The organism is Acinetobacter sp. UBA6720, assembly GCF_002454215.1.
Lineage (GTDB): Bacteria > Pseudomonadota > Gammaproteobacteria > Pseudomonadales > Moraxellaceae > Acinetobacter.
The window spans coordinates 1-2,651 of record NZ_DKIK01000033.1; the positions used below are offsets into that span (position 1 = coordinate 1).

At 36.6% G+C, this 2,651-nt stretch carries 2 protein-coding genes; one reads left to right on the forward strand and one right to left on the reverse strand.

What is annotated here, in order from left to right; translation table 11 throughout:
* The first annotated feature begins 218 nt into the window (after window positions 1–218).
* Entirely contained in the window at window positions 219–2,297 is a 2,079-nt protein-coding gene (locus B4F08_RS02825; RefSeq protein ID WP_291373022.1) for a catalase, read from the forward strand.
* A gap of 67 nt (window positions 2,298–2,364) precedes the next feature.
* Here the strand turns inward: B4F08_RS02825 and B4F08_RS02830 are convergent, their stop codons facing one another.
* Window positions 2,365–2,505: a hypothetical protein gene (locus B4F08_RS02830; protein WP_004981682.1), complete on the reverse strand. Its 141-nt coding sequence runs from the start codon at window positions 2,503–2,505 to the stop codon at window positions 2,365–2,367.
* Window positions 2,506–2,651: the final 146 nt, after the last annotated feature.

The window sequence follows — 2,651 nt, forward strand, 5'->3', positions numbered from 1 at the left end:
ATTTCTTTACCTTACTCAAAGAGTAAATACTTAAAGTTTATATGGGTATCTTTGATCCAAAAAAGAGTTTTCTTACAAGTAACTCATATTCGATTGTAGATAATCTATTAAATTGTATAAGCACAAAATATCCGTCAACAAATAAGCCATTAACTTACGTGAAAATAAATACTTATTTTCATAAAACGTTATAAAGCAAATGTATAAGAGAATGTGATATGAAAGAACCAAATACACCAAAAATTGACCAGCTTTCTGAGGAAGCATACGTGGATCCTATAGGTAAAACTCTTACCACTTCTTTAGGTGTTCCCGTAGCTGATAATCAAAATAGTCTAAAAATTAATGAGAAAGGCCCTACTCTTCTCGAGGACTTTCTTCTAAGGGATAAACTTATTCATTTTGATCGTGAGCGTATTCCAGAACGTGTTGTACATGCTCGAGGGGTCGGTGCTCATGGTTACTTTCAAGCTTATACCGGTAATGAAAAATGGACTAAAGCCAAGTTCCTAACGGATACAAATAATCAAACCCCTATCTTTGTCCGTATTTCTACAGTTCAAGGTGGGCGAGGTTCGGCTGATGTCGTTCGAGATGTACGAGGTTTTTCTATAAAATTTTATACTGAAGAAGGAAATTATGATTTGGTGGGGAATAATATCCCTGTCTTCTTCATTCAGGATGCTATTAAATTTCCGGACTTTGTTCATGCAGTAAAACCAGAAGATGCCAATGAAGTTCCAACTGGTCAATCTGCCCATGATACTTTCTGGGATTTTATTTCTTTAAATACCGAAGCATCACATATGACTACTTGGATAATGTCAGATAGAGCAATTCCAAGAAATCTACGCTCAATACAAGGTTTTGGTGTTCATACATTTAGATTGATTAATAAGAATAATGAAGCATTCTTAGTGAAATTCCATTGGACTCCAAAGCAAGGGGTAGCTCAAGTCGTCTGGGATGAAGCCCTAAAAATTAATGGCAAAGATCCCGATTTTCACAGACGTGATCTGTGGGATGCTATTGAGCGTGGCAATTACCCGGAATGGGAATTAGGCGCACAAATTTTCGCTGAAGAAGATGCAAAACAATGGGACTTTGATGTCTTAGATGCTACAAAATTAATCCCAGAAGAACTTGTACCAGTCACTCCACTAGGTAAATTTGTTTTAAACAAAAATACAGATGATTTTTTCGCAGAAACAGAACAAGTTGCTTTTAGTCCTGCAAATATTGTCTCAGGTATAGATTTTAGTAACGATCCCCTTTTACAAGGACGGCTGTTTAGCTATACGGATACTCACTTACACAGACTAGGTACGGTAAATTTTAATCAAATTCCAATTAACAAACCCGTTTGTCCTTTTCATACGAATAGACGAGGTGGTTATGCTAATCACGAAGTTTATAAAGGAAAGGCAAATTATGAACCTAATTCTGTTGATGAAAATTGGCCAAGAGAATCACCTAATGACAGTGGTGCCTTCAAGACACATCCTGAAGAAGTACAAGGCAGCAAACTAAGAGTTCGACCAGAAAGTTTCGCTGATCATTTCTCGCAAGCCACAATGCACTACCATAGTTTGGAAAAACATGAACAACAGCATATTAAGGATGCATATTCTTTTGAATTATCTAAGGTTAAATCGGAAGATATCCGCAGACGTGTAGTTTACGCTGTCTTAGCTAATATTGACTTGGACTTAGCTGAATATGTTGCGAAAGAGTTAGGTATTAAAACTCCCCCTAAACAGCAAGATAGTCTGCACCAACCCGTAATTGCATCTTCGAAAAGATTAAGTACCTCATCTTTTCCTGCATCTGACATTAAACAGCGAAAAATTGCCTTGCTCGTTCATAACGGTGTAAATGCGTCATCAATAGATGATATTAAAATATGGGCTGAAGCAGAAAAAGCTATTGTGGAAACTTTAGCACCGAACGCAGCCCCTGTTAAATCTAGTGATGGCAATGAAATACCAGTAGATGGAAGACAAAATGGCGAGCCTTCAGTGACTTATGATGCCGTAATCGTGATTGATGGGAATAATTTAGAAGTATTTAAGGCTGATGGAGTTTCTAAACATTATGTATTAGAGACATATAAACATCTCAAGCCCATTGTTTTCCTGGGTGATAAATGCGCTTTAATAGATGAGTTTCAGCTCACGAAGGATGCAGCTCTATTCTCTACTCAAAATTTTAAAGAGATCCAAGATCAATTCAAACAAGCTATTCAAAATCACCGTTTGTGGGATAGAGAAAAAGTTGTCGCAGCTATTCCAGCATGAATTTATTTGAGATTAAAAGTAGTGTAAGCATTTGATTTCAAAAAGCCCTCGACGAGGGCTTTTTGATCTACTTTTGCTCTTTAAGTGGATTCTCAGGCTCTTCATTTGGTTTTTTCTGAGGATCTGGATTCTGATAGGTTTTCTGATCACCCTTGTCATCGTTTGATTCTTTTTGAGGATTGGACTCTTGCGTTTGTTTATTAGTCATAGCGATTCCATCACCAGTATAGCTTATATAAATAAATATGACTTGTAGAGCTGAGTATCAATTATAGATATGTAAAACTCACTGTTTTTAGGTTTAATACTGCAAATTCTTATGTGAGCACTGCGTTGACGATACTAAATTGTTTT